General features: G+C 64.6%; 20 protein-coding genes. 9 read left to right on the top strand and 11 right to left on the bottom strand.

The annotated features are described in order from the left end of the window. The first annotated feature begins 285 nt into the window (after nt 1-285). Both AC6IY7_RS18590 and AC6IY7_RS18595 read left to right on the top strand, forming a co-directional pair. A complete protein-coding gene (locus AC6IY7_RS18590; RefSeq protein WP_497780885.1) occupies nt 286-645 on the top strand; it encodes a phasin in 360 nt (119 codons plus the stop codon). A 139-nt stretch (nt 646-784) separates the two neighbouring features. Next, nucleotides 785-1,405 carry a phasin family protein gene (locus AC6IY7_RS18595; protein WP_497780886.1) on the top strand — a complete coding sequence of 207 codons (621 nt, stop codon included), beginning with the start codon at nt 785-787 and terminating at the stop codon, nt 1,403-1,405. A 115-nt stretch (nt 1,406-1,520) separates the two neighbouring features. Here the strand turns inward: AC6IY7_RS18595 and AC6IY7_RS18600 are convergent, their stop codons facing one another. The 3 genes from AC6IY7_RS18600 to AC6IY7_RS18610 all read right to left on the bottom strand — a co-directional run bounded on the left by AC6IY7_RS18600 (nt 1,521) and on the right by AC6IY7_RS18610 (nt 4,142). Continuing rightward, a complete protein-coding gene (locus AC6IY7_RS18600) occupies nt 1,521-2,363 on the bottom strand; it encodes a shikimate dehydrogenase (RefSeq protein WP_497780887.1) in 843 nt (280 codons plus the stop codon). A 228-nt stretch (nt 2,364-2,591) separates the two neighbouring features. After that, nucleotides 2,592-3,578 carry a biotin synthase BioB gene (gene bioB, locus AC6IY7_RS18605; RefSeq protein WP_497780888.1) on the bottom strand — a complete coding sequence of 329 codons (987 nt, stop codon included), beginning with the start codon at nt 3,576-3,578 and terminating at the stop codon, nt 2,592-2,594. Between the two features lie 27 nt (nt 3,579-3,605). Beyond that, nucleotides 3,606-4,142: a hypothetical protein gene (locus tag AC6IY7_RS18610; protein WP_497780889.1), complete on the bottom strand. Its 537-nt coding sequence runs from the start codon at nt 4,140-4,142 to the stop codon at nt 3,606-3,608. 419 nt (nt 4,143-4,561) lie between these two features. Here AC6IY7_RS18610 and AC6IY7_RS18615 point away from each other — a divergent pair, with 419 nt between their 5' ends. The 3 genes from AC6IY7_RS18615 to AC6IY7_RS18625 all read left to right on the top strand — a co-directional run bounded on the left by AC6IY7_RS18615 (nt 4,562) and on the right by AC6IY7_RS18625 (nt 12,019). Beyond that, nucleotides 4,562-5,695, top strand: a complete 1,134-nt coding sequence (locus AC6IY7_RS18615; RefSeq protein ID WP_497780890.1) for an acyltransferase family protein — start codon at nt 4,562-4,564, stop codon at nt 5,693-5,695. Nucleotides 5,696-6,093: 398 nt separating this feature from the next. Next, nucleotides 6,094-8,853, top strand: coding sequence for a phosphoenolpyruvate carboxylase (gene ppc, locus AC6IY7_RS18620; protein WP_497780891.1), 2,760 nt, complete (start codon nt 6,094-6,096; stop codon nt 8,851-8,853). A gap of 88 nt (nt 8,854-8,941) precedes the next feature. Further along, nucleotides 8,942-12,019: an autotransporter outer membrane beta-barrel domain-containing protein gene (locus AC6IY7_RS18625; protein WP_497780892.1), complete on the top strand. Its 3,078-nt coding sequence runs from the start codon at nt 8,942-8,944 to the stop codon at nt 12,017-12,019. A 16-nt stretch (nt 12,020-12,035) separates the two neighbouring features. Here AC6IY7_RS18625 and AC6IY7_RS18630 read toward each other — a convergent pair whose 3' ends face one another. Further along, nucleotides 12,036-12,167: a hypothetical protein gene (locus tag AC6IY7_RS18630; RefSeq protein WP_497780893.1), complete on the bottom strand. Its 132-nt coding sequence runs from the start codon at nt 12,165-12,167 to the stop codon at nt 12,036-12,038. Between AC6IY7_RS18630 and AC6IY7_RS18635 the strand changes: the two genes are divergently transcribed. Beyond that, nucleotides 12,154-12,900: a hypothetical protein gene (locus AC6IY7_RS18635; RefSeq protein WP_497780894.1), complete on the top strand. Its 747-nt coding sequence runs from the start codon at nt 12,154-12,156 to the stop codon at nt 12,898-12,900. The two genes, AC6IY7_RS18630 and AC6IY7_RS18635, sit on opposite strands and share 14 nt — an antisense overlap. Nucleotides 12,901-13,116: 216 nt before the next feature. On the opposite strand, the gene galE is transcribed toward AC6IY7_RS18635, so the two are convergent. Continuing rightward, complete coding sequence (gene galE / locus AC6IY7_RS18640; protein WP_497780895.1) at nt 13,117-14,112, bottom strand: UDP-glucose 4-epimerase GalE; 996 nt, start codon at nt 14,110-14,112, stop codon at nt 13,117-13,119. Between the two features lie 200 nt (nt 14,113-14,312). Between galE and AC6IY7_RS18645 the strand changes: the two genes are divergently transcribed. Beyond that, nucleotides 14,313-15,197, top strand: coding sequence for a UTP--glucose-1-phosphate uridylyltransferase (locus AC6IY7_RS18645; RefSeq protein ID WP_497780896.1), 885 nt, complete (start codon nt 14,313-14,315; stop codon nt 15,195-15,197). Between the two features lie 75 nt (nt 15,198-15,272). Here the strand turns inward: AC6IY7_RS18645 and irrA are convergent, their stop codons facing one another. Next, a complete protein-coding gene (gene irrA, locus AC6IY7_RS18650) occupies nt 15,273-15,755 on the bottom strand; it encodes an iron response transcriptional regulator IrrA (protein WP_497780897.1) in 483 nt (160 codons plus the stop codon). A gap of 198 nt (nt 15,756-15,953) precedes the next feature. Between irrA and AC6IY7_RS18655 the strand changes: the two genes are divergently transcribed. Together AC6IY7_RS18655 and AC6IY7_RS18660 are read left to right on the top strand one after the other, a co-directional pair. After that, the gene (locus AC6IY7_RS18655; protein WP_497780898.1) at nt 15,954-17,138 is read left to right on the top strand and encodes a lytic murein transglycosylase; all 1,185 of its coding nucleotides are present in this window, start codon (nt 15,954-15,956) and stop codon (nt 17,136-17,138) included. Nucleotides 17,139-17,271: 133 nt separating this feature from the next. Beyond that, entirely contained in the window at nt 17,272-17,925 is a 654-nt protein-coding gene (locus AC6IY7_RS18660) for a Crp/Fnr family transcriptional regulator (RefSeq protein ID WP_497780899.1), read from the top strand. A 40-nt stretch (nt 17,926-17,965) separates the two neighbouring features. Here the strand turns inward: AC6IY7_RS18660 and AC6IY7_RS18665 are convergent, their stop codons facing one another. The 5 genes from AC6IY7_RS18665 to AC6IY7_RS18685 all read right to left on the bottom strand — a co-directional run bounded on the left by AC6IY7_RS18665 (nt 17,966) and on the right by AC6IY7_RS18685 (nt 24,139). Then, the gene (locus AC6IY7_RS18665; RefSeq protein ID WP_497780900.1) at nt 17,966-18,187 is read right to left on the bottom strand and encodes a formate dehydrogenase subunit delta; all 222 of its coding nucleotides are present in this window, start codon (nt 18,185-18,187) and stop codon (nt 17,966-17,968) included. Beyond that, on the bottom strand, nt 18,177-19,007 hold the full coding sequence (gene fdhD, locus AC6IY7_RS18670; protein ID WP_497780901.1) for a formate dehydrogenase accessory sulfurtransferase FdhD: 831 nt from the start codon (nt 19,005-19,007) through the stop codon (nt 18,177-18,179). Before fdhD ends, AC6IY7_RS18665 begins: the two co-directional genes overlap by 11 nt. 223 nt (nt 19,008-19,230) lie before the next feature. Continuing rightward, the gene (gene fdhF / locus AC6IY7_RS18675) at nt 19,231-22,101 is read right to left on the bottom strand and encodes a formate dehydrogenase subunit alpha (RefSeq protein ID WP_497780902.1); all 2,871 of its coding nucleotides are present in this window, start codon (nt 22,099-22,101) and stop codon (nt 19,231-19,233) included. Between the two features lie 11 nt (nt 22,102-22,112). Further along, nucleotides 22,113-23,666 carry a formate dehydrogenase beta subunit gene (locus tag AC6IY7_RS18680; RefSeq protein WP_497780903.1) on the bottom strand — a complete coding sequence of 518 codons (1,554 nt, stop codon included), beginning with the start codon at nt 23,664-23,666 and terminating at the stop codon, nt 22,113-22,115. After that, nucleotides 23,663-24,139 carry a formate dehydrogenase subunit gamma gene (locus AC6IY7_RS18685; protein ID WP_497780904.1) on the bottom strand — a complete coding sequence of 159 codons (477 nt, stop codon included), beginning with the start codon at nt 24,137-24,139 and terminating at the stop codon, nt 23,663-23,665. Before AC6IY7_RS18685 ends, AC6IY7_RS18680 begins: the two co-directional genes overlap by 4 nt. Nucleotides 24,140-24,170: the final 31 nt, after the last annotated feature.

Below are 24,170 nucleotides of genomic sequence, written 5' to 3' on the forward strand. Positions count from 1 at the left end.
TCGGTTAAAAGAAACTTAAAGGTTCGACACGGCTTGGTCTATGCGGCGCACGACATTTTAACAAGCTTCGACGATTCATGATGAACGGATGCGCCGCCGTACGGCCACAAGTATGTTGCAATGCAACATGAGTTGATCCATATTCGGCTCGGCGGCTCGTGTTCCGGTTGCGACGCGCGATGATTCTTGTCGCGACGCGCGACGAACGGCGCCGCAGGCGGTCGGCCGGCGCTCGATCTTCGGCCGACGGGCGGTTTTTACCGACCCGACCAGAAGGAAGCATTCGTGAGCGAACCGATCTACCAGATACCGAACGAAGTCCGCGACTTCGCCGAAAAGAGCGTCGAACAGGCGCGCAAGGCGTTCGAAGGATTCGCCGGAGCCGCGCAAAAGGCGATCGGCTCCGTCGAGACCACGACCACCACCTTCCATGTCGGGGCCAAGGATGTGAGCGCGAAGGCGCTCGGCTACGCCGAAGCCAATGTCAACGCCGCCTTCGATCTCGCTCAGAAGCTTCTGCGCGCCAAGGACCCGCAGGAGGTTCTCCAGCTGCAGGCGGAATATGTGAAGAGCCAGGTCGAGGCGATTCAGAGCCAGGCCAAGGATTTGGGCGCCGCGCTGCAAAAAGCGACGACCGGCAAGTGAGTTCCGACGGCGCCGCGCCGATGACGCGCGGCGCCTCGACGAGACGCGTCACGGCGTGAGTTTGGCGGCCTTTCCCCGAGCATCGCGCCGAGGCGATTCGGGTGGGCGCGCCGGAACCAGAGCACAGGAGCCCGAAGCGATGGCCACGCATACGAGAGGTTTTTCCAAGCGCCCGCCGGCGCCGCCGAAGGAGCCGCCGATCACCCTCAAGGACGCGCTGGACGACGACGAGCCGGAGGCCCTGCCGCCGCAGCCCGCGCCGCCCGCCGAGATCGAAATCGTCGCCGCGCTGGCGCCTGTCGAAGTGGCGCTGACGGCGGCCGAGCCGATCGTCGAGACGCAGCTCGAGGCCACCGCCGCCGAGCCCGTCCTCGAGACCGCCGCCGAGCCGGCCCTCGAGACTGTGGCCGAGCCGATCCTCGAGGCCGAGCCGGTCCTCGAGACCATTGCCGAAGCGCCGATCGCGCCCGTGACCTTCATCGCCGCGACGATCGAGACGTCGGCGAAGCCGGTGGCGCTTCCGCTCGATCCGAGCCTCTGGTCGTTGAAGACGATCGATCTCGTGAACGAGAACGCAAGCGCCGTCCTCGATCTGGCGCTGGCGCTCGGGCAGGCGCGATCGATGGGGGACGCGCTCGAGGCGCAGTCACGTTTCGCGAGCGAGCGCTACTCGACCTTCGTGAAGCGCGCCAATGAGTTCGTCGAGCTTTCGAGCCGCTGGTCGCCCTTCCGCTTCGCCGTCTCCGCCTTTGTGGCGTGAACCTGCGCGACAGCTCCGCGCTCGGCCGAACGCGGCCGAGCGGAACATTCGCTAGAATCGTTTGCTTTGACGCATTTCCAACGCCCAACCGGCGTCCACTTCGGCTGGAAACGCGCTAGAGCGTCGCTTCGATCAGCGCGCGCAGCTCCGGCGTCGCCTCGGGCATGACGCCGAACCAGTCGCGGAAGGCCGGCCGCGCCTGATGGATCAGCATGCCGAGCCCGTCGACCCCGACATTGCCACGCGCGCGGGCCGCGGCCAGCAACGGCGTCTCCAGCGGCGCGTAAACGATGTCGGAGACGAGCGCGTCCTCCGGCACGCGATCGAGCGGCAAATCGAGCGGCTGCTCGCCGACCATGCCCTGATTCGTCGTATTGACGACGAGCCCGGCGCCGGCGAGGCCCTCGGCCCGCTCACCCCAGCCGAAGGCGGCGACGGGCGGCCCGAAATCGGCGGCGATTTTCTGCGCCCGCTCGAGCGTCCGATTGAACAGCCGCACCTCGGACGCGCCCGCGTCGATGAGCCCGGCGATGACCGCCCGCGCCGCCCCGCCCGCGCCGATGACGACCGCCGGCCCGGCGTCCGCCCGCCACATGGGCGCGGCCGCATGGAGCGAGGCGGTGAAGCCGAAGCCGTCGTAGTTGCGGCCCGAAAGCGTCCCGTCCTCCTCCACCACCACACAATTGACAGCGCCGATGCGCTTCGCGCTCGCGTCCAGCGTGTCGACGACGGCGAGCGCCGCCTCCTTGTGTGGAATGGTGAGATTGCAGCCCGAGAAATTCAGCGAAGGCAGAGCGCGCAGCGCCGCCTCGAGCCGGCCCGGCTCTATGGCGAGCGGAATATAGGCGCCGGCGAGCCCATAGCGCGCGAGCCAGTAATTGTGAATTTTCGGCGAGCGCGAATGAGAGATCGGCCAGCCCATAACGCCGGCGAGGAGAAAGCGGTCCTGCCCGTGCATCAGCCTCTCTCCCTGCTCGCTCCCCCGCCCTATGCGGGGATGAGACCCGGGACGTCGGATGAAGGTTTCCTCATCCTGAGGAGCCGCGAAGCGGCGTCTCGAAGGATGAGGAAACCTTCATTGCGCGTCCTGGACCTCGGCGCGTCCTGGACCTCGCCCTCGTGCTTCGAGACGGCGGCTACGCCGCCTCCTCAGCCTGAGGGCGAGGGTTACGCCACAGGCCAGAGCCTACTGCTTCACCGCGCAGGCGCTCTCCCCTTGCGCGGAAAGCGCGGAGAACAGCGCGGCGTCGGCGTCGAGGCCGGGATTGCCGGCCGTCAGCAGCTTCTCGCCGTAGAAGATGGAATTGGCGCCGGCCACGAGACACAGAATCTGCGCCTCGCGCGAGAGGCCCGAGCGACCGGCCGACAGCCGCACGCGGGATTTCGGCATCAGAATGCGCGTCGTCGCGATCATGCGCACCAGCTCCAGCGAATCGACGGGCGGCCGGCCGGCGAGCGGCGTGCCTTCGATCGCCGCCAGCGCATTGATCGGCACGCTCTCGGGATGCGGATCGAACGACGCCAGAACTTGCAGCATATGGGCGCGGTCGCGCACGCTCTCGCCCATGCCGATGATGCCGCCGCAGCACATTTCTATGCCGGCCCGGCGCACGGCGGCGAGCGTCGCGAGACGGTCCTCATAGCTGCGGGTGGTGACGATCTCGCCGTAGAATTCGGGCCCGGTGTCGAGATTGTGGTTATAGGCGGTGAGGCCCGCCTCCACGAGAGACTTCGCCTGTCCATCGTCGAGCATGCCGAGCGTGACGCAGGCCTCCAGCCCAAGCGCGCGCACGCCGCGCACCATCTTCAGCACATCGTCGAAACGCTCGCCTCTCGGCGCCTGACGCCAGGCCGCGCCCATGCAGAAGCGATCCGCCCCGGCCTCCCGCGCGCGCTTGGCGGCGTCCAGCACGTCGTCCACCTGCATCAGCTCGACGCGGTCGAGCTTGACCTCGCGGTGATGCGCCGATTGCGAGCAATAGGAGCAATTCTCCGGGCAGCCGCCGGTCTTGATGCTGAGCAGCGCCGCCTTCTGCACGTCATTGGGATCGAAGAAACGGCTGTGCAGCGCGCTCGCCCGCGAAACCAGCTCGAGCAGAGGCGAATCGTGGATGGCGACGATCTCCTCCAGCGTCCAGTCGTGACGGAGGGTGAAATCGGCGGGAGCGTTCATCGAGCAGCCTCTCTGCGGCGTTGCGGTTCAGCGCGGTTTTTTGGCGATGCGGCGGTCATTGCGCGTGAGCGGGCGCTGCGGCTCGTCCTCGCCCGGGGCCTCCGGCGCCGACGGCCGCGGCTTGCGCTCGAGCTGCGGATCGGCGCCGCGCAGCACGGCATAGACGACATAAGCGGCGACCGCCAGATCGAAACCGGTGAGGCCGAGCGTGAACCATGTGGGCGCGAACATCGAGCCCGTGCCGAGATAATGAAACTGCACATGCCAGAACGGATGCAGAGCGAAGCCGATCGCGAGCCACCAGGGCGAGCCGACGAGGCCGAGCAAGGCGAAGGAGCCGAAAATGGCGAAGCCGGTCATCTCTATGCCGAACCAGGCTTTGGGATTGTCCGAGGCGAAGGCGAGGCCGACATAGAGCGCGGCCGTGGCGAGGAGCGCATAGGCCAGCATGCGGCGGGAGCCCGCCTGCGGATAGCGCTCCGACCAGCGCGCGAGAAAAGCGAAAGCCGCGCCGAGCAGCGCGCCGACGGCGGCGGGGATCAGAATCGAGGACGCGTCTTCCATCTCAGGGAAACTCTGCTCTAGGTTTACGCCGCATCGAGGTCTATAGGTCGGACGGCCAGAGGGAACAAGGGCGGGAGAGACGACAAAGCGCCGTCCGCATGCGGAAGACTCCATCGCCGGCGCGGGACGCGACCAATATGATTACCAAATCAGGAGCGCTGGCCGAGCACACCCCGTGGACAGACGTCAACGTTCAGGCGGCAATAATAATCTCGAAAGCTTCGGGAGCAAGTCCTCGGAATTGCGGGAAAGATTCTAGATATCTCTATTCTCGCATGTAACGACGTAAGCTCTCTCGCAAGCGAAGCAATTAATATAAACATATTACGAGTTTTTGCTACGAATAACGCAGCCTGTATTTCAACCGAGCACGATACAAGGCATTTGCTGCACCATGGGTCCGTCGAAAGGGGGCATCCGTGTCCAGAGGCGCAGGAAGTCATGACATATCCATTGGAAAGCTTACATTCTCTCCCGCCAAAACCCACACCTTCGCAGCTCTCGACGCTCTGAGAGGACTGGCTGCAGTCGCCGTTTTGATTGGACATAGCGGAGAATCGATCAACCCATTTCTATCAGGACTATTCGCCGTTGATTTATTCTTTGTGATGAGTGGATTCGTAATAGCGCATGCATACGAGCACAGACTCGCGTCCGGGCTGAGCTTTGGCGAATTTGCTATAATAAGAGCGATCCGCCTATATCCTTTATACGCTCTTGGAAGCGCGATCGGGCTCATTTATATAGTTATATTTACAAAAGTCAGCATATTTCAGCTCATTATAACAGCGACATCGACAATATTTATGTTGCCGACCACAGGATCTTATACTTCATTGTTATTCCCAGCGAATGTCGTAGCATGGTCATTATTTTTCGAAATTATGCTCAACATGCTCTATGCCGCGACATGGCGGCATTGGACAATCAGGACGCTCATTGCAGCATGCGCAATCGCCTTCGTCGGCCTCATCATATGTCGTGTTGCGCTGCTATCTTTTGATATGGGTTGGAATTGGAAAAACTCGATTGGCGGCTTAGCCCGCGTTTGCTTCGGCTTCCCGATGGGCGTCTTGCTGTATCGGCTTTGGAAGTCTCGGCGCCCAAGTCTGCGCGTTCCATTGGCGGCTGTCCTAGTGGCGGCCGTTCTGGTGCTGATGCCCATTTCCGAGTGGGGCTTTGTGGGACCGGCGCGATTTTTCGGATACGCAATGGAGATTGTCTGGATAGCATTCGCGGTCCCAACGATAGTGGCGGCCGCGGTCTTGGTGGAACCGATAGATCGATGGCGCTCGGTCTCGGAACTATCGGGGCGGCTTTCCTATGCCGTTTACGCGCTGCATGCGCCAATTTTCGGATTTTCGGCCGAAATATTCGGCCACAGTCCACTAGTCGGCATCGTTACAATCTTGATAGTCTTTATCGTCGCCTGGGGTGCGGACCTAATATACGATGCTCCCCTTCGAAGGTTCTTGACGCTGCGAATCGAGCGATATTTTCCTCATGAGCGTCATCGCCGCATGAGCGCTCCCCCGGTTTCCGTCGAGGGCTGATCGGATGGTTCGGGCGAAGCCATGGGAGCGGCGGAGCAAAAAAAGCTTCCGGGCCGTCGCCTTCGAGTCGAGGTCCCGAGCTCGGGCCACCCTCGGAAGATGAGCCGAGCCTCCCCAGATTCCGCGGCAGCCCCTGATTACAATCGTGAAGGTTTCCCTGTCCTGAGATACCGCTGATCAGCGGTATCTCAGGACAGGCCCCCTTTATCAACCCGCCGAAACTCCGCTTCGAGCGTCGAGACGGCGGGTTCGAAATGAGGGGAGTATTGCGGTCCTTCACCCCGATCCCTCCGCTCCCCTCGTCGCCGCATCGAAATCGTTCCGAAATTCTGCTATAGTTGACACAGTTTTGCCACCCGTCGCCGCAGCGCGCCCGCCCGTCAGGATCGTCACCACAGATGCAGCCCGAAACAGACGCCGCCAATTTCAGCTCCTCCGCCATGCTCGACGATCAGTCGCTGCTCGCCGACATCCGCCTGCTCGGACGCCTGCTCGGCGACACGGTGCGCGAGCAGGAGGGCGTCGCCGCCTTCGAGCGCATAGAGACGATCCGCCGCCTCTCCGTGGCCGTCAGCCGCAATGGCGACGACGAGGCCGACCAGAAGCTCGAGGCGCTTCTGCGCTCGCTCTCGGCGAGCGAGGCCGTCACCGTCATCCGCGCCTTCAGCTATTTCTCCCATCTCGCCAATATCGCCGAGGATCTGCATCCGCTGCAGGGCGACGAATCCTCCCCCGAGCCGAGCCTCGCCAACACATTCGCCCATTTGCGCAAGGCCTCGATCGGCCCCGGCAAAGTGGCGCAAGTGCTCTCCAACGGCTGGGTCTCGCCCGTGCTCACCGCGCATCCGACGGAAGTGCGGCGCAAGAGCCTGCTCGACGCCGAGCACGCCATCTCCGCCCTGCTGCAGGCGCGCCCACATGCGCGCAACAAAGCGGAGCTCGCCCGCAACGAGCTGCAATTGCGCGCCCGCGTCTCGCAGCTCTGGCAGACGGAGCTGCTGCGGCAGGCGCGGCTCACCGTGCGCGACGAGATCGCCAACACGCTGAGCTATTATCGCAGCACCTTCCTGCGCCAGATCCCTTTGCTCTACGCCGATATAGAAGAGCGTCTGGGCGGTCTGCGCATTCCGCCCTTTCTGCGCATGGGCACATGGGTCGGCGGCGACCGCGACGGCAATCCCAATGTGCGCGCCGAATCGCTCGCCAATGCGCTGCGCATGCAGGGCGAGACGGCGCTGCGCTTCTATCTCAGCGAGGTGCATGAGCTCGGCGCCGAGCTGTCCATCTCGCGTCGCTACGCCGGTTGCAGCCAGGCGCTGGAGGCGCTGGCGGCGCGCTCCGGCGACGACAATCCGCATCGCGACGACGAGCCCTATCGCCGCGCGCTGATCGGCGTCTACGCCCGCCTCGCCGCGACGCTGGAAGTGCTGACCGGCCAGCAGGCGCAGCGCCATGCGGTGGCGCCCGGCGCGCCCTACCCCGACCCGCGCGCCTTTCTCGCCGATCTCGAGATCGTTGACGATTCGCTGCGCTGCCATCACAGCGAGGTGATCGCGACACAGCGTCTCGAGCCGCTGATCCGCGCGGCGGAAGTCTTCGGCTTTCATCTCGCCACTGTCGATTTGCGGCAGAGCTCCGACCGTCACGAGGAGACCATCGCCGCGCTGCTGCGCGAGGCGCGCGTCGCGCCGGATTACGCCGCCCTCACGGAAGAGGAAAAGCGCGCGCTGCTGCTGAAGCTGCTCAGCGATCCGCGGCCGGTGCGGCTCGTCGACGCCACCTATTCGGAAGATGTGGCGAGCGAGCTGGCGATCTTCGAGCGCGCGGCGGAGATGCGCAAGACCTATGGTCACGAGTCGATCCGCCATTACATCGTCAGCCATACGGAGACGGTGAGCGATCTCTTGGAAGTGCTGCTGCTGCAGAAGGAATGCGGCATGATGCGCGGCACGCTCGACCCGCGCGACGCGGCGATCGTCGCCGCCGATCTCATCATCGTGCCTTTGTTCGAGACGATCGGCGATCTGCGCAACGCCGCCGTCATCATGCGCGAATTCTATGCGCTGCCCGGCATCGTCAAGCTCGTCACCAATTCCGGCGCGCAGCAGGACATCATGCTGGGCTATTCCGACAGCAACAAGGACGGCGGCATTCTCGCGAGCATTTGGGAGCTCTATCGCGCCTCCACCGCGCTCGCGGATTTCTTCTCGGGCCTGCCCTCCATCGCCATGCGCCTCTTCCACGGCCGCGGCGGCACGGTGGGACGCGGCGGCGGCCCGAGCTATGACGCCATTCTCGCGCAGCCGCCGGGCACGGTGAACGGCCAGATTCGCCTCACCGAGCAAGGCGAGGTGATCGCGGCGAAATACGCCAATCCGCAGATCGGCCGCATCAATCTCGAGCTGCTCGTCGCCGCCACTCTGGAGGCGACGCTGCTCTCGCACAGCAAGGCGCCGCCGCCGGAATTCCTCGAGGTGGCGGAACAGCTCGCGCAATGGGGCATGGACGCCTATCGCGGCCTCGTCTACGAGACGCCGGACTTCGTCGATTATTTCTTCGCCTCGACGCCGATCTCCGAGATCGCCTCGCTCAACATCGGCTCGCGGCCGGCCTCGCGCAAGCCGTCGCGCAAGATCGAGGATCTACGCGCCATTCCGTGGAGCTTCTCCTGGGGCCAGGCGCGTCTCGCCCTTCCCGGCTGGTATGGCTTCGGCGCGGCGATCGCGCGCTTTCTGGACGGCGACGATGGGACCAAGCTCGAGCTGCTGCGGCGCATGTATCGCGAATGGCCCTTCTTCCGCACGTTGCTCTCCAATATCGACATGATCCTCTCTAAGACAGATCTCTCGATCGCGCGTCACTACGCCGGGCTCGTGCAAGATCACGCGCTCGCTGACCGCATCTATGGGGAGATCGAGGCCGAGTGGGGCCGCGCCAATCGCGCGCTCGCCGATCTCACCGGATCGAGCCAGCGGCTCGCCGACAATCCGGCGCTGGCGCGCTCGCTGCATCATCGCTTCCCCTATATAGCGCCGCTCAACTATCTGCAGGTGGAGCTCATTCGCCGCTGGCGCGGCGGCCAGACCGGCGACGATATCCGCCAGGGTATTCTCATGTCCATCAATGGCGTCGCGGCCGGCCTGCGCAACACGGGGTGAACGAAAGACGGCGACATTGCGGCGCTGTCGTCAAAGCGTCATGCGCCGCCGCCATTAGGGGTTCCGATCCAGCTGGAACGGAACCGCAATGTCGCCTCTTCTCTCGCGCGTCAGCCCCCTAGCGCTCCTCGCCTCTCTCTCGTTCTCTTCCGCGGCCGTCGCCGCAGACATCAACGTCCCGGCCAATACGACCGTCTCCGGCCAGAAGACATTCGGCGGGACCGACAAGATTACCGTGGGCGCTGGGGGAAAGCTCACCTCCTCCGCCAATCCGACGCTGAATCAGACGTCGACCTCGACCGGCGTCTCCATCGACAATTTCGGCACGATCGAAACGACGGGAACGGGAGCGCGCGCGATCCGCTTCAACAGCGGAACGGCGATGAGCTTCACGCTGACCAATGAGGCGGGCGCGACGATTCAATCACAGAACGACGCGCTGCAAGTGGGAACGGCCGTCACCTCGGGAACGATTATCGTCAATAATTACGGGCTGATCCAGGCGACCGGCACGGGCTCCAACAATGGCCAGGCGATCGACTTCGGCAATATCGTCGCCGGAACGGCCTCGATCACCATCAATAATTTTTCGACCGGCGTGCTGCAGACCGCCGACGCCGACGGCATTCGCCCCGGCAACAACGCCACGATCAATAATTACGGCCAGATTATCTCCAATAATTTTCAGACCAACAGTGGCGCGGACGGAATCGATTTCCAGACGAGCACGGGCGGCACGGTCAATAATTACGCCGGCGGCCTGATCTCCGGCGGGCGCCACGGCGTCAACATCAGCTTTGATCCGACGGCCAATTCGACGACCTCCTCCATCACCGTCACCAATTATGCGGGCGGGCAGATCATCGGCCGCAACGGCTCGGGCGTCGGCTCCGACGTCGGCGGAACCGTGATCAATTACGGCCTCATCTCGGGCGATATCGACAATATCGCCGGCGTCGCCAATGGCGACGGCGATGGCGTCGATATCGATTACATCGGCAACATCACCAATTACGGCACGATCCGCGGCACGGGCGCCAAGGGCGTCGGCTCCGACGGCAAGACCAACACCAGTCAGGGCGTCGCCATCGGCGGCGGCGTCATCGACAATAAGGCCGGCGCGACGATCATCGGTCAGGCGGACGGCATTCTCGTCGACAATAGCTCGGAGGGGCCGGCCTTCGGCGCGGTGACGATCACCAACGCCGGCGCGATCCAGGGAACGACGCGCTATGGCATCTATATCAATAGCACGCTCAACAACACGATCACCAATTCCGGAACCATCACCGGCGGCGGCGGACAGGCGATCGTCTTCGGCTCCGGCGACGACACGCTGAACATTCGCACCGGCTCCGTCATCAACGGCACGGTGGACGGCGGCGCCGGAAACGATCGCATCTCCCTCTCGGGAACGGGAACCTTCGCCGGCGCGATCAATTTCGAGACGCTGAGCGTCGACGATGGCGTGTGGACGCTCACCAACACGCAGAGCTATTCGAACGGCGTCAGCGTCGCGAGCGGCGCCGAGCTGGTCGCCGCGGGGACGATCGGCAATCTCGTCACAATCGCCGGCGGCGGGCGCCTGTCGGGCTCTGGAACGCTCGGCGCGCTCGATCTGTCGGGCGTCGTCTCGCCCGGCTCGGGCGCCGGCGCGATCTCGACGCTCACCATCAGCGGCAACGCCACTTTCCGCTCGGGCTCGGTCTATCAGATCGACGCCAACGCGGCCGGCGCAGCGGACAAGATCGTCGTCGGCGGAACGGCGACGCTCGGCGGCGCCGTGCAAGTGACCGCCGCCTCCGGCAATTACGCGCCTTCGACGAGCTATGCGATCGTGCAGGCGGCGGGCGGCGTCAGCGGCTCCTTCTCCACGGTCTCCACCGATCTCGCCTTTTTGACGCCCTCGCTCTCCTATAACGCCAGCAACGCCTTTCTGACGCTCTCGCGCAATGGCGTGTTCTTCCAGAGCGTCGCGGCCAATCGCAATCAGCGCGCGGTCGCCGCCGCGCTCGACACGACGCCGACGGCGAGCCCGCTGTTCCTCGCCGTCGTCGGCAAATCGGCAGCCGGCGCGCGCGCGGCCTTCGACGGACTCTCCGGCGAAGGCGTCGCCGGCGCACTCAATGTCGGCCTCGAATCGAACCGGCTGTTCGGCTCCACGCTCGCGGACGCCGGGCAATTCTGGCGCTCGGGCGAGACGCGCGACGCCAATGGCGTCACCGTATTTTCCTCGCCCGCGCTCTCCTATGCGTCGCTAGAGTCGAAAAAGGGCCCGATCACGCTGCGCCCGACGAAGGAGCCCGCGCGTCTTTGGCGCATCTGGCTCTCGGGATTCGGGCAGAGCGCGCGCGTCGGCGGCGACGCGGCGCTGGGCTCGGCGACGCAGCAGACCAGCCTCGGCGGCGGCGCCATCGGCCTCGATGCGGCGGTGCTTCCCAATCTGCTGCTCGGCTTTGCGGGCGGCTACAGCGCCGGCGGCGCGACGACCAATCTGCGCTCGACGCATGTCGATACGCATGGCTGGCACATCGGCGGCTATGGCGTCTACACTTTCGATCCCAACTATATTTCCGCTTCGCTGAGCTTTTCGGATTTCGACAATTATTCTCGGCGCACGATCTTCGGCGTCGGGACGGGCGAGACGGCGAACGGAAATTTCGAGAGCCGCGTGCTGCGCGCGCGCGTCGAGGTCGGCCGCGACGTCGATATTTTCGATCTGCGCGCGACGCCTTTCGCCGCAGTGGAGACGGCGCATATTTGGACCGACGGCTTCAGCGAGACGACGGCGCTCGTTCCGGGCGTCCCCGGCCTCGGCGGGCTCTCTTTCGCGGCGCGCGAAACCGACTCGCTGCCTGTCTATTTCGGCGCGCGGCTGCATCGCAGCATCGCGCTCGAAGGCGGCGGGCGGCTGACGCCCGATCTGTCGATCGCTTATGTGCATGAATTCGAGCCGGCGCGCGATCTGACGGCGGCTTTCGGCTCGGCGTCGTCGGCCGCTTTCACCATAGCGGGCGCGCGGCCCGACTCCAATTTCGTTCAGGCCAAAGCGGGTCTGCGCCTCGACATGAGCGCCTCGGTCGCCATATTCGCCTCTTTCGAAGGCGAATATGGCGGACGCACGCAATCCTATGCGGGCAAAGGCGGCCTGAAGATCGTCTGGTGAGGCCGCCCCGTCACTTTCACGCGCTCTGCGACGACGACGCCGTCTGACCGCCCTGCTGCTGGGCGACGAGGTCCTTCAACAAGGCTTCGACGCTCGATTGCGCGGCGGTCGTGTCGCCGCTCTTGGCGGCGGTGATGAGCGTCTTCAAATCATCGACGATCGTCGAAGAGGAAGACGACGAGTCGGTCGAGGACGACGTATCGGTCGACGAAGACGACAAGAGCGAGGTGAGATCGCTCTCGAGGCTCGTCGCGGAACTCTTCTGCGTCGTCGTATCGCCCGACTGCACCGCATTGAGCAGCGTCGCGAGATCGGAGACGAAAGAGGAGGATGTCGAATCCGAACCGTCCGACGAAGACGAGGAGGACGGCGGCGGGGGCGGCGGAGGCGCCCGCAAATGGCTCTCGATCTTGGTGGCGGTCGATTGCGCGGTGGTGGTGTCGCCGGACTGCACCGCGGAGATCAGCGTCTGCAGATCGGAGAGGAAGCCGGACTTGCCGTCCGAGGACGAAGTGGACGACGAACCCGACGAGTCCGACGTCGACGAGGACTGCTGCAGCAGGCTCTGCAGGCTCGTGGCGGCGGTCTTGGCCGTTTCCGTATCGCCTGAATCGACCGCCTTCAGCAGGCTCGCGACCGTCGAGGCGAAACTCGAATCCGAAGACGAGCTATCGGTCGCATCGGTGGCGCTCGTCGATTGCGAATCGCTCGCAAACAGCAGCGCCGCAAGCTGGCCGGAGCCCGCGCTGCGGAAATCGATCGCTGCGCTCGGGTCGACGGCGCTCGTCTGCGTCGAAGAGGTCGAGCCGGTCGTCGACGACGCGCTCGCGGCGGTCGCCGCCGTGGTGTCGTCGACATCTTTCGTAGGCCGGGAATGGTGATGATAGGCGGTCTGAACCGCGTTGGAAGCGAGACTCGATATGGACATTCTGCGTATCCCAGAAGGAGAGCGGACGCGCGCGACTGTCCGCCGCCGGCCTTACGCAAAACTTACCGATAGCCTCCGCCCCGAGGCCAAAATGCCCGGAAATACTTGGAAATCCGAGCAATTCCTCCCCATATCCGAAGCGTATCGAAATATTTCTATAATATATACGCTAGGCTCCACTATCGTCACGCGCGGCGAGGCGCCGTTCCCAATCCAGCGCCTGACGCACGATCGTCTCGAGATCGTCGTGACGCGGCGTCCAACCGAGCTTCGAGCGGATGCGGTCATTGGCGGCGACGATCGCCGCCGGATCGCCCGGCCGACGGCCGGCGAATTCGACCGGGAAATCGACGCCCGAGACGCGCTTGACCGTCTCGATCACCTCGAGCACCGAAAAGCCATGCGCATAGCCGCAATTGCAGACGAGGCTCTCCCCGCCCCCGCGCAAATGGCGCAGCGCATCGAGATGGGCGCGGGCGAGATCGGTGACATGGATATAATCGCGCAGGCAGGTGCCGTCGGGCGTCGGATAATCGGCCCCGAACACCTGCATGCCCGGACGCAGCCCCAGCGCCGCCTGCACCGCGACCTTGATGAGATGCGTGGCCTTGGGCGTCGATTGGCCGGAGCGGCCTTTGGGGTCGGCGCCCGCGACGTTGAAATAGCGCAGCGCTACATAGGTGAGGTCATGCGCGCGCGAGACGTCCGCGAGCATCCACTCGACCATCAGCTTGGAGCGGCCATAGGGCGAGACCGGCTTCAGGCTCTCGTCCTCGGTCACCGGGTTATGCTCGGGATCGCCATAGACGGCCGCGGTCGAGGAGAAGATGAAGCGCTTCACGCCCGCCGCCACCGCAGCCGCCAGCAGAGCCCGCGCTTTCGCCGTATTGTTCAGATAATAGCCGAGCGGATCGGCGACAGACTCGGGAACCACGATCTTGGCGGCGAAATGAATGATCGACTGGACATCATGCCGCGCGAAAATATCGCGCAGCAGCGCCTCGTCGCCGAAATCGCCGATGATGAGCGGAACCTCGCCCGGGACCGCCCAGCGAAACCCCGTGGAGAGATCGTCGAGCACGACGACGCTCTCGCCGGCGTCGAGCAGCTCGAGCGTCATATGGCTTCCGATATAGCCGGCGCCGCCGGTCACGAGAATGGTCATTCCGCGCTCTTCCTGTCGAAGACGTCCTCACGGGAAATTAACGGGCAATGGTTAAGGACGAATCCTGGCCCGGCGTGGGCTGGGCGGTCGTCTTTCGCCGTTGCGGGATATTCTCGGAAAATCGGCTTCGACTTTTCCGAAAAACTGCTCGGGCGTCGCCGTCTCGCGCCCGGGCCACACTCGCTCGAAATGGACTAATCATGAGCAAACGCATTCGCAAGGCTGTATTTCCCGTGGCCGGCCTCGGCACGCGCTTCCTCCCGGCGACCAAAGCTGTGCCGAAGGAGATGCTGACCGTGGTCGATCGCCCCGTGCTCCAGCATGTGGTGGACGAGGCGCGCGAGGCCGGCATCGAACATTTCATTTTCGTGACCGGGCGCAACAAGGGCGTCATCGAGGATCATTTCGACATCGCCTATGAGCTCGAGGACACTCTGAAGAAGCGCGGCAAAATCAAGGAATATGACGCGCTGATCGCCGATCTGCCGCCGGCCGGCGCCGCGAGCTTCACCCGCCAGCAGGCGCCGCTGGGCCTCGGCCACGCCGTCTGGTGTGCGCGCGAGATCGTCGGCGACGAGCCCTTCGCGGTGCTGCTGCCGGATATGGTGACGCTCGGCAATGGCCCGAAGCAAAGCCGCTGCCTCGCCCAGGCCGTCGCCGCCTATGAGGCGCATGGCGGCAATATCATCGCGGTGGAGGAAGTGCCGCCGGAGGAGACGCATCAATATGGCGTCGTCTCTGTGGGCCAGGATTTCGGCGCGAGCTTCGAGATCACCGGAATGGTGGAGAAGCCGCCGCGCGGAACCGCGCCGAGCAATCTGATGATCTCTGGCCGCTATATTCTGCAGCCGGAGATTTTCGACATTCTGGCCAAGGGCGAGAAGGGCGCGGGCGGCGAGATTCAGCTCACCGACAGCATGTTGACGCTCGCTGCTTCGCAGGCCTTCCATGGCGTGCGCTTCGACGGCAAGACCTATGACACCGGATCGAAGCTCGGCTTTCTGGCGGCCAATCTCGCCTTCGGCCTGGCGCGGCCGGATATCGCCGATGGGCTGAAAGCGGAGATCGCCAAGCTGCTCGGCTGATCGGAGAGGCCCCCTCCCCGGCCCCTCTCCCGCGACGCCGGGGAGGGTGCGGGAAGGACCGCTCCCGAAAGCCGCTTACGCCTTACGCTTGGGCCGCAGACGGATGATCACGTCGCAGCCGACGATCTCCATGCCCTCGGGCGGCGCAGGGAGCTTGGCGAATTCGACGGAGCCGTCCACCACGTCGAACATGCGCTTGCTCACCTCGTCCATGAAATGGTGGTGCGGCGCTGTGCGGGTATGGAAATAGGTGCGCGGGCCCTGCACGGCGATTTCTCGCAGCAGGCCCACATCGGCGAATTGGTTGAGCGTGTTATAGACGGTCGAGAGCGACATCTGCAGGCCGGCCTCGTGCGCTTCGGCGTGAAGGGCCTCGGCGCTCACATGGCGGTCGCCATTGCCGTAGAGCAGCTTGCTGAGCGAGATGCGCTGCGAGGTGGGGCGAAGGCCGGCGGCGCGCAGCTTGGCCTTCAGCTCATGCTCGTCCTTGATGGGGATCGCCTTTTTTCCGATCTGGATCGGCGCACGAAAACTCGTAATCATGGGTTGATGCGTCATTTCCGTTCCGCCTTGGGTCCTGTCCTGTTCGCGGCTCCTTGTGGAAGTCGAGACATGTCGATTGAAAACGCAGCGCAGCGAAGTGTCAAACAAAATGGCCAAAAGTGTAAAGATTCCAAAGAATGGCCAAGCTCGCGGGCAAAAATGAGACAAGGTTTCGGCCACGCTCGCGCCAATCGCCACGGTGCGTCCAAAACATTGCCGGCCATTTTCCTACTCTTTGTCCTGACGGCTTTTTTCGGTCCTTTCGCCACCGCGCAGGAAAGCGCTGCGGGTTCCGATCTCGACCATTTCCTGCAACGATTATGGCCAGCGGCGCGCGACGCCGGCGTCTCGCGCGAGATTTTCGATTCGGCGGTCGCCGGACTGACGCCAGAGCCCGGATTGCTGCGGCGCCCACAGGCTCAGGCCGAATTCACCATTTCCATTCCCTCCTATGTCGCCGGCGCGGCGACGCCGGCGCGCGTCGCGCGGGGACGCGGGCTCGCGGGCGAGCTCGCCGGTCCGCTCGCGACGATCGAGGAGCGCAGCGGCGTCCCCTCGGAGATCGGGCTCGCCATTCTCGGGGTCGAAAGCAATTTCGGTTCCGCGACAGGCGGCGCGGATACGCTGCGCGTGCTGGCGACGCTGGCCTATGCCGGCCATCGGGGCGCGATCTTCTCCGATGAGTTCATCGCCGCGCTGGTCATGCTGCAGAAGGGCGACGTCACGCGCGCGCGGCTGCGCGGGTCCTGGGCCGGCGCGATGGGACAGCCGCAGTTTCTCCCCTCGGCCTATCTGAAATATGCGACGAGCTATGCGGGCGGCGCCGCTCCCGACATTTGGACGAATCGGCTCGATTCGCTCGCCTCCATCGGCAATTTTTTGAAATTCTCCGGCTGGGATCCGCGCCTGCCCTGGGGCCTCGAGGTCGTCCTGCCCAAGGAATTCGACTACGCCGCCTTCGACCTCGATTTCGCGCAATGGCGGGCGCTGGGCGTGGGGCCGGCGGAGGGCGGATCGCTGCCGGCGAGCGGGCCGGCGAGCCTCTATCTGCCGGCCGGCGCGGCTGGACCCGCCTTTCTCATCACCGATAATTTCGAGGTGATCCGCAAATACAACACCTCCGACGCCTATGCTCTGTCGATCGGCCTGCTCGCCGACCGCATCGGCGGACGACGCGCGCCCATCGCGCCTTGGCCCAAGAAGATCGCGGCGTTGTCGACGGCCGATAGCAAGGAGATGCAGCGCCTGCTCACTGCGCGCGGCTTCTATCGCGGCGCGATCGACGGCAAGCTCGGCCGCACCAGCCGCAACGCCGTGCATGCCTTTCAGCTGAGCGAAGGCGTGCAGCCGGCGGATGGATTCGCGACGAAGGAGGTGCTGGAGCGGCTCCGACGCTGAGCCCGCAGCGACGATACGGGGCGCGAAACGCTGTTGCTGCTTCAGCGTGAGAAATGAGCTATCTGTGACTCCAAAGAGGCGTCGAGCCGCTCGTCATGCGCGAGAAAAGCTCCGCTTTCCTGGAGAATCACAAGTGACGAGCGATCATATTCTGTATCTGGTGATCGCGGCCTCGTGGATGCAATCGTTGGCGGCTGTGGCTTCCGCCTATTCGAAGACGATGATCCGCTTGCGGATCGCATCCACGATCGCGAATTTTCTCGGAGTCGTCGTCGGCGCTGCGAGCGGGAACATGGCCGTCTTGACCCGCCACGTCATTCTGTTTCCGCTCGACCTCATCCGCCTGCGCGAGATGCGTAAGCTGGTGGCGAGCGTCAAGCGCGCCGCAGACGGCGAGCTGAAGGTCGAATGGCTGAAACCCTTCATGCACCCGTGCAGCGTGAAAGCGGGCGCAGTCCTGTTTCGCAAAGGAGAAGAGGCCGACCGCGCCTATATGCTGATCGAAGGCGAGATCGAGCTCTCGGAGATGGGAATTGGACTGCAGCCGGGGACCCTGTTCGGGGAAATGGCCCTGTTCACCCAAGAAGGCGTGCGCACGGCGTCGGCGCGCGCTCTCACCGATTGTCGGCTGTTGTCGATCTCCTATGAGGAGTTCGAGCAGCTCTATTTCCAGAACCCGCAGTTCGGACTCTATCTCGTTCGGCTGATCGTTCGGCGCTTTCAGGCGAACACGCAGCAGCTCGAAGCCGTGGCCTCGCGCAGAGCGACGGAAGACGTCGGCGCCTGAGCCGACGGGCTATTCCGTCACGAGGATGCGACGGCCGCCGCTATTTCGCGGCGAGCTTCTGCACCGCCTGCAGCGGCACCTGATCGAGGCCGGCGCCGCCATGCTCGACATGGGCGATGATGCCGGCGCGCATGCGCGGGTCCCAGAATTTCTTCAAATGCTCCGCCGTGCCGGCGACCGCGTCCGAATGCCTCTGCGCGGCGAAGAACTGACCGATCTGATTAGCCATTTTGACGAGCCGGTCGGCCGAATTATGCGACATGGGTCGAGACCTGTTCCAGAATGCGTTCGGGGTGGGTGAAGATTTCGAAGTCGCGGCCGCGCACGACCGCGACCAGTGTCATGCCACATTTTTCCGCCGTGCGCACGGCCAGAGCCGTCGGCGCGGAGACAGCGGCGATGATGGGCGCGCCGATGCGGGCGGCCTTTTGGACGAGCTCGACCGAGATGCGGCTCGTCATCAGCACGACGCCGGTCGAAGCGGGAACGCCCTGACGCGCCAGCGCGCCGGCGAGCTTGTCCAGCGCATTGTGGCGGCCGACGTCCTCGCGCAGGATGAGCGCGTCCGAATCCGGCGCCCAGAAGGCGGCGGCGTGGACGGCGCGCGTCTCGCGATTGAGCGTCTGCGCGCCAGGCAGGCGATCCATGGCGGCGATGAGCGCCATCGACGACACGCGCAGCGCATTGTCGAGAACGGGCAGCGGGCGGCTCGCCTGCTCGAGGCTCTCTATGCCGCAGAGGCCGCAGCCCGTCGGCCCCGCCATGGACCGCTTGCGCGCGGCATAGACCTCCTGGCGCCCGCCGGCGAGCCAGCTGCGCAGCTCGATGCCGGCCTCCGAGGACACGATCTCGAATTCGCCGGCTTCGGCGATCGAATCGATCAGGCCTTCGGTGAGGGCGAAGCCCAGCGAAAAATCCTCGAGATCGGCCGGCGTCGCCATCATCACGGCATGCGTCGAGCCGCCATAGGTGAAGGCGATGGGAGTCTCTTCCGGAATGATGCGGGAGCTGTCCGACGCAGCGTCATTGCGCCGTGCGACGCACGGAACGCGAAGGCTGGCGGCGGGGAGGTCCTCGTTCATCCAGAATCTATCTCCAGCGCGCGTCCCTTCTCCCGCTTGCGGGAAAAGGTGGCCCGGCGCAGCCGGGTCGGATGAGGGACCCTGGAAATGACCGGCCAATTTGGACGTCGGCCTGGTCAAAACAATCGCAAAACGATGAGCGCCCTCATCCGACCCCGCTTCGCGGGGCTACCTTCTCCCGCCATGCGGGAGAAGGTATCGCGCCCATCGATACTGCCCTGTCCTACTCCGCGGCCGTCGCGATGCGACGCGCGCTTTCGGAAAGCTCGCGATATTGCTCCTGCCACTCGGTCGGACCGTTGGAGGGCGAGATCTGCACCGCCGTCACCTTATATTCGGGGCAATTGGTCGCCCAATCCGAATTGTCGGTGGTGACCACATTCGCCTGCGAGAGCGGGTGATGGAAAGTGGTGTAGACGACGCCCGGCGCCACGCGGTCGGTGACCTTGGCGTGCAGCGTGATCTCGCCGGCGCGGCTGGCGATGCGCACCCAATCCCCATCGCGCACGCCGCGCAGCTCGGCGTCATGCGGGTGGAGCTCGAGCACATCCTCCTCGTGCCAACGGCTGTTCTCGGTGCGCCGCGTCTGCGCACCGACATTATACTGCGACAGAATGCGGCCCGTCGTCAGCAGCAGCGGGAAGCGCGGCCCGGTCTTCTCGTCGGTCGGGACATATTCGGTGATGACGAATTTGCCCTTGCCGCGCGTGAAGCCCTCGATGTGCATGATCGGCATGCCTTCCGGCGACGCGTCATTGCACGGCCACTGCACGGAGCCGACCTCGTCGAGCTTCGCATAGGAGACGTTCTTGAACGTCGGCGTCAGAGCCGCGATCTCGTCCATGATCTCGCTGGGATGCGCATAATTCCAGTCGAGGCCGAAGGCCTTGGCGAGCATTTGGGTGATCTCCCAATCGCCATAGCCGTTCTTCGGGCTCATCACCTTGCGGATGCGCTGGATGCGGCGCTCGGCGTTGGTGAAAGTGCCGTCCTTCTCGAGGAAGCTCGCGCCCGGCAGGAACACATGGGCGTAATGCGCCGTCTCGTTCAGGAAGAGATCCTGCACGATGACGCATTCCATCGCCGAGAGGGCGGCGGAGACATGCTTCGTGTCCGGGTCGGACTGGAGAATGTCCTCGCCCTGGCAATAGAGGCCCTTGAACTCGCCGGCGATCGCCGCGTCGAACATATTGGGGATGCGCAGGCCCGGCTCATTGTCGAGCTCGACGCCCCAGGCCTGCTCGAAGGACTGGCGCGCCGCCTCGTTCGAGATGTGGCGATAGCCCGGCAGCTCGTGCGGGAAGGAGCCCATGTCGCAGGAGCCCTGCACATTGTTCTGTCCGCGCAGCGGGTTCACGCCGACGCCACGGCGGCCGAGATTGCCGGTCGCCATTGCGAGATTGGCGATGGCCATGACCGTCGTCGAGCCCTGGCTGTGCTCGGTGACGCCGAGGCCGTAATAGATGGCCGCGCGGCCGCCGGTGGCGTAGAGGCGCGCCGCGGCGCGAATATCCGCCGCCGGAACGCCAGAGAGCTTCTCGACTTCCTCGGGGCTGTTGCGCTCCTCGGAGACGAAGGCCGCCCAATCCTGGAACTCGTCCCAATCGCAACGCGCGCGCACGAAGGCTTCGTTGACGAGGCCTTCCTTCACGATCACATGCGCCAGCGAGGTGACGATGGCGACATTGGTTCCGGGCTTCAGCGCCAGATGATAATCGGAGCTGATATGGGGCGAGCGCACCAGATCGATGCGGCGCGGATCGACGACGATGAGCTTGGCGCCCTCGCGCAGGCGCTTCTTCATGCGCGAGCCGAACACCGGATGCGCGTCGGTCGGATTGGCGCCGATGACGAGGATCACGTCGGTGTCGTCGACCGAGTCGAAGTCCTGCGTGCCGGCCGAGGTGCCGAAGGCCTGATTGAGGCCATAGCCGGTCGGCGAGTGACAAACGCGCGCGCAAGTGTCGGTGTTGTTGTTGCCGAAGCCGGCGCGGGTCAGCTTCTGGACGAGATAGGTCTCCTCATTCGTGCAACGCGAGGAGGTGATCACGCCGACCGAGCGCTTGCCATACTTCTCCTGAATGGCCTTGAAGCGATCCGCCGCAAAGGCGATGGCCTCGTCCCAGGAGACGACGCGCCAGGGATCGGTGGCCTTGTCGCGGATCATCGGCGAGGTGATGCGCTCCTTATGCAACGCATAGCCATAGGCGAAGCGGCCCTTGATGCAGCTATGGCCATGATTGGCCTTGCCGTCCTTCCAGGGAACCATGCGGACGATCTCCTCGCCGCGCATTTCCGCCTTGAAGGTGCAGCCGACGCCGCAATAGGCGCAAGTGGTGACTTCCGAATGCTCCGGCTGGCCGATGGCGATGACCGACTTCTCGGTCAAGGTCGCGGTCGGGCAGGCCTGCACGCAGGCGCCGCAGGACACGCATTCCGATTCCATGAAGGCCTCGGCCATGCCGGGCGAGACGCGGCTGTCGAAGCCGCGGCCATCGATCGTCAGCGCGAAAGTGCCTTGCGTCTCCTCGCAGGCGCGCACGCAACGATTGCAGACGATGCATTTCGACGGGTCATAGGTGAAATAGGGATTCGACTCGTCCTTCGGCATCCACTCGAAATTGGCCTTGCCGTCCTTGCGGGCGAACACATGATTGGCGCCCTCATAGCCATAGCGCACGTCGCGCAGGCCGACGGCGCCCGCCATCGTCTGCAGCTCGCAATCGCCATTGGCGGCGCAGGTCAGGCAGTCGAGCGGATGATCGGAGATATAGAGCTCCATCACGCCGCGGCGGATCGCCTTGAGGCGCGGCGTCTGCGTATGGACGCTCATGCCCGGCAGCACCGGCGTGGTGCAGGAGGCCGGCGTGCCGAACCGGCCGTCGATCTCGACGACGCAGAGACGGCAGGAGCCGAAGGCTTTCAGAGTGTCGGTGGCGCAGAGCTTCGGGATCTCGGTCCCGACCTCCATCGCCGCGCGCATGATGGATGTGCCTTCCGGCACGGTGACGGATACGCCGTCGATCGTCAGAGTGATGTCTTTCTCGGACTTCGACGCGGGCGTGCCGTAATCGGTTTCTTTGACGAGTGTCATGGCTGTGCTCCTCACTCGGCGGCGGCGGGAAGCGTCGCTTTGCGGAAATCTTCCGGATAATGACGAAGAGCGCTCTCGACAGGATATGGGGCGAAACCTCCGAGCGCGCAGAGGGAGCCGAATTTCATCGTGTGACAGAGATCGGACAGAAGCTCGATATTGGACTCGACATCGACGCCTTCGACGATTTTGTCGATCGTCTCGACGCCGCGCGTGGAGCCGATGCGGCAGGGCGTGCATTTGCCGCAGCTCTCGATGGCGCAGAACTCCATGCCGAAGCGCGCCATTTGCGCCATGTCGACGGTGTCGTCGAACACGACGAGGCCGCCATGGCCGATGAGGCTGTCGTGCTTTTGGAACGCCTCATAATCGAAGGGCGTGTCGAACAGCGACGGGGGCACATAGGCGCCGAGCGGTCCGCCGCATTGCACGGCGCGCACGGGCCGGCCGGTGAGCGTGCCGCCGCCAATGTCATTGACGATCGCGCCGAGCGTCAGGCCGAAGGGCGTCTCATAGAGACCACCATATTTCACATTGCCAGCGATCTGCAGCGGCATGGTGCCGCGCGAGCGGCCGACGCCGAAAGAGGCGTAATATTCGCCGCCCTTGGCGAGAATGGCCGGGGCGGTGGCAAGCGTCAGCACATTGTTGACGACGGTCGGCCGGCTCATGAAGCCGACATGCGCCGGCAGCGGCGGCTTGGCGCGCACGATGCCGCGATGCCCCTCGAGGCTCTCCAGCAGCGAGGTCTCCTCGCCGCAGACATAGGCGCCGGCGCCGATGCGCAACTCGATATCGAAGGCGAAGCCGGAGCCGCGCACATCGGGACCGAGCCAGCCGGCCTTGCGGGCCGCCTCCAGCGCCTCGGTCAGCACCTCGGCGCATTGCGGATATTCCGCGCGCAGATAGATGAAGCCCTTGCTCGCGCCGATGGCGTAGCCGCAGATCGTCATGCCTTCGATGAGGACGAAGGGATCGCCCTCCATCACCATGCGATCGGCGAAAGTGCCCGAGTCACCCTCGTCGGCGTTGGTGACGACATAACGGCGGTCGGACGGAGCGTCGGCGACCGTCTTCCATTTGATGCCGGCCGGGAAGCCTGCGCCGCCGCGACCGCGCAAGCCGGACTTCGTCACTTCCTCGATCACCTTGGCCGGGCCGATCTCGAAGGCCTTAGCGAGGCCCTGCCCGCCGCCATGGGCGACATAATCGTCGAGATCGACCGGATCGATGATTCCGACGCGCTCGAAGGTCACGCGCGTCTGCTTGGCCCAATAGGGATGCTCGTCGACCTTGCCGATCGAGAGCGGATGCGCCGCGCCCTTCAAAAATCCCGCATCGAACAGCGAGGGAATGTCGGAGGGCTTCACATTGCCGTAGCCGATGCGGCCTTCCGGCGTCTCGACCTCGACCATAGGCTCCAGCCACAGCAGGCCGCGCGAGCCGTTGCGGATGATCTGGATCGACTCGCCGCGCGCGGCGGCCTCTTTCTCGATCGCGGCGAGGACGCGCTTGGCGCCCACCGCGAGCGCGGCCATGTCGCGGGGAACATAGATCTTGGTCATGACCTTTGCGCCTCCGACGCCAACTCGTCCAGAATTTCGGCGTCGACGCGGCCGATCGGCTCGCCGTCATAGAGGGCGCCGGGGCTGTGGGCGCACAGACCGAGGCAATAGACCGCCTCGACGGTCAGCGACCCGTCATTGGCGGTCCCACCCCATTCGAGCTTCAGGCGCTCGAGGAAATCCTTGGCGATCTTCTCCGACCCCATGGACTGGCAGGACTCCGCCCGGCACAGCTTCAGCACATGGCGGCCGGCCGGCGCGCGCCGAAAATCATGGTAGAAGCTGACGACGCCGTGCATCTCGGCCCGGGAGATGTTCAGCGCCTGCGCGATCTGCGGCACAGCCGCCTCGGGCACATAGCCGAACTCCTCTTGGATCGCATGAAGTATAGGCAGGCCGGGACCCTCGAGCCCGAGATGGGCGTCGATGATCTCCTGGGCCCGCGCCTCGTTCCACGGAACTGCGCCAGACATTTCTTCCCCGTTCTTATAGAGCGGACCATCA

This window comes from Methylosinus sp. is20ea (assembly GCF_059718135.1).